The 2,390-nt window shown below is 42.1% G+C and carries 2 protein-coding genes; both read left to right on the top strand.

Going from position 1 to position 2,390, the window contains the following annotated elements; all coding sequences use genetic code 11:
* The first annotated feature begins 164 nt into the window (after positions 1 to 164).
* Positions 165 to 1,835, top strand: coding sequence for a peptidoglycan D,D-transpeptidase FtsI family protein (locus AC29Z1_RS16680; RefSeq protein WP_488272577.1), 1,671 nt, complete (start codon positions 165 to 167; stop codon positions 1,833 to 1,835).
* 105 nt (positions 1,836 to 1,940) lie between these two features.
* Positions 1,941 to 2,390, top strand: a 450-nt coding sequence (aroQ, locus tag AC29Z1_RS16675; protein ID WP_488272576.1) for a type II 3-dehydroquinate dehydratase, incomplete at its 3' end; no start/stop codon positions are given.

Raw genomic sequence — 2,390 nt, 5'->3', positions numbered from 1 at the left:
CGAAAAGCCGGAATTGTGATGATTCGAGTCACTCCTGATACCGTTGGCGAGGTTCGTGAAATATTAGCGCATCTACCGATTAAAGTGCAATATATCGATAATTGAATAACCACTTACGAAAATAAGCCATACTATACCTAATATATACATTAGAAAGGTAAAGTATGGCTTATTCTCGTAAACGTATCTATCAACTGCTGTTATTTTTTTTGGTATCTGCAGCGTTTTTACTTCTACGATTATTTTACCTTCAGATCATTCAGGGCCCGCAGTTGGCACTAGCAGGGCTTAGCATTCGTGTGCAAGAATTACCTGTAGAAGTGGCCCGTGGCGAGATTATGGATCGTAACCGCTTACCACTAACAAGTACTTCTCAACAATACAGTGTTATCGTTTTTCCAGGGCAAGTCAAACATAAGCCAGAACAAGCATTAGCTGCCCTTGAAGAGATTATACCTTTATCACATGCACAGCTTGAACATGCGCTTAAACAATTAAGCACCAGCAAACATCCTTTTCGGTTGGCTAAAGACATCGGTTATGAAGCTGCACACACCATTAATACCATGCAAATACCAGGGATTGTAGCCGTTGTTGAAAAAGTTCGCTATGGTCATGGATCTCTGGCTGCCCATGTAGTCGGCTATATTAATGCAGCCGACAACAGAGGAGTCAGCGGTATCGAGGGCATGTATGATGAGTTATTGCGTGGTAATCAGCCCGAATATGTAGCCGCTATTGTTGATGCCAGCCAACAGCTCATTCCTGGTTTAGGTTACAAACGAATGAAACTAACCCCCGGTAGTAACGGAACTAATATTGTGTTAACCATTGATAAACAGATTCAGCAACAAGTCGAAACAATTATGGATCGCACTATAGCCAAAGGTGCGGTAGTAGTGATGCATCCCACTACCGGCGAAATACTGGCAATGGCTTCTAGACCCACTTTTGATGCAAATGATCTCAGTAACTATTTGGATCAAAGCAGTGCTCCACTACTTAACCGGGCCATTTCAGCTTACCATCCAGGCTCAGTGTTTAAGTTGGTAGTAGCTGCAGCCGCATTGGAAAATCAGACCGTGCAAATGGATGATATTTTTTTTGATCCCGGCTATATTGATGTAAACAATGTCCGCTTTCAAGGCTGGGACTATGAACAAAGCCCCAAAGGGCAGTTAACAATTACGGAAGCGATGGCTCACTCCAGTAACCCAGTATTTATTGAAATAGCATTAAAATTAGGGGCCGATAAACTCATTACCATGGCGCAAAAGCTTGGGTACGGTTCCCGGACTAAACTCGAATTTTGGGGCGAAAGCGAAGGAAATTTACCTGACCAAGATCAATTATATCCAGGCGATTTGGCTAATTTGGCGATTGGCCAAGGATTTTGTGAAGCTACCCCCGTGCAAATAGCCCAAATGATTGCAGCCATCGTAAATGAAGGTATCAAAGTGGAACCATACATTGTTAGCATGTTGGTAAGCACTGACGGTACGATTGTGAAAATGTTCCAACCAAGATCCACCACAAGGGTGATGTCCCGGCAAACGGCTGAAAGACTGCGAACCATGATGGAGGCTGTCACTCAATATGGTACTGGCCAAGCGGCTTATGTAGAGGGGGTTGGTTCAGCAGGTAAGACAGGCTCAGCAGAAACCGGACGAATCAATACAACAGGTAAAGGAATAAACCATGCCTGGTTTGCCGGGTATACTCCCATTAAGAAGCCAAAATACGTTATTGTAGTATTTGTTGAAGAAGGTATGTCAGGCAGCAATGTTGCTGCACCGATTTTTCGGGAAATAGCCACAGCCATTTTAAAAAACTAAAATATTGGCTAAGTACAAACTCAGTATATGTTTTTTGTAGTCAAAATAAAAAATATATGCTAAAATGTAAAAGCTGGTACTACATAACCATTTTTTTGAATAAACTTGCGTTATAATCACGCCAAATTGTGGGTTGGAGATGATAAAGTGCAAGCATCAGCAAAAAAAATATTAATTCTGCACGGACCCAACTTGAATATGCTCGGCATGCGTGAACCAGAAATTTACGGTACAACTACACTCGAAGATATTAATGCCATGCTGAAAGAAAAAGCAGAACGCCTGGGAGTGAAACTTACCATAATCCAAACCAATCATGAAGGAGTCATGATTGATACCATTCAACAAGCTCAGGACAAATATGCTTGTATTATCATTAATCCAGCCGCTTTTACGCATTATAGCATAGGTATTAGAGATGCCCTGGCGGCCATAAACGTTCCTGCCATTGAAGTACATCTGTCTAATATTTATCGTCGAGAAGATTTCCGCCATCGTTCGGTTGTTTCACCAATTGTCGTTGGCCAAATCACAGGCTTTGGTGCAAATAGCTAC

The sequence above is a fragment of the Sporomusa sp. genome (assembly GCF_057736855.1).
The sequence above is the reverse complement of the archived record's forward strand: the minus strand, read 5'-3'. Positions and strand labels throughout refer to the sequence as shown.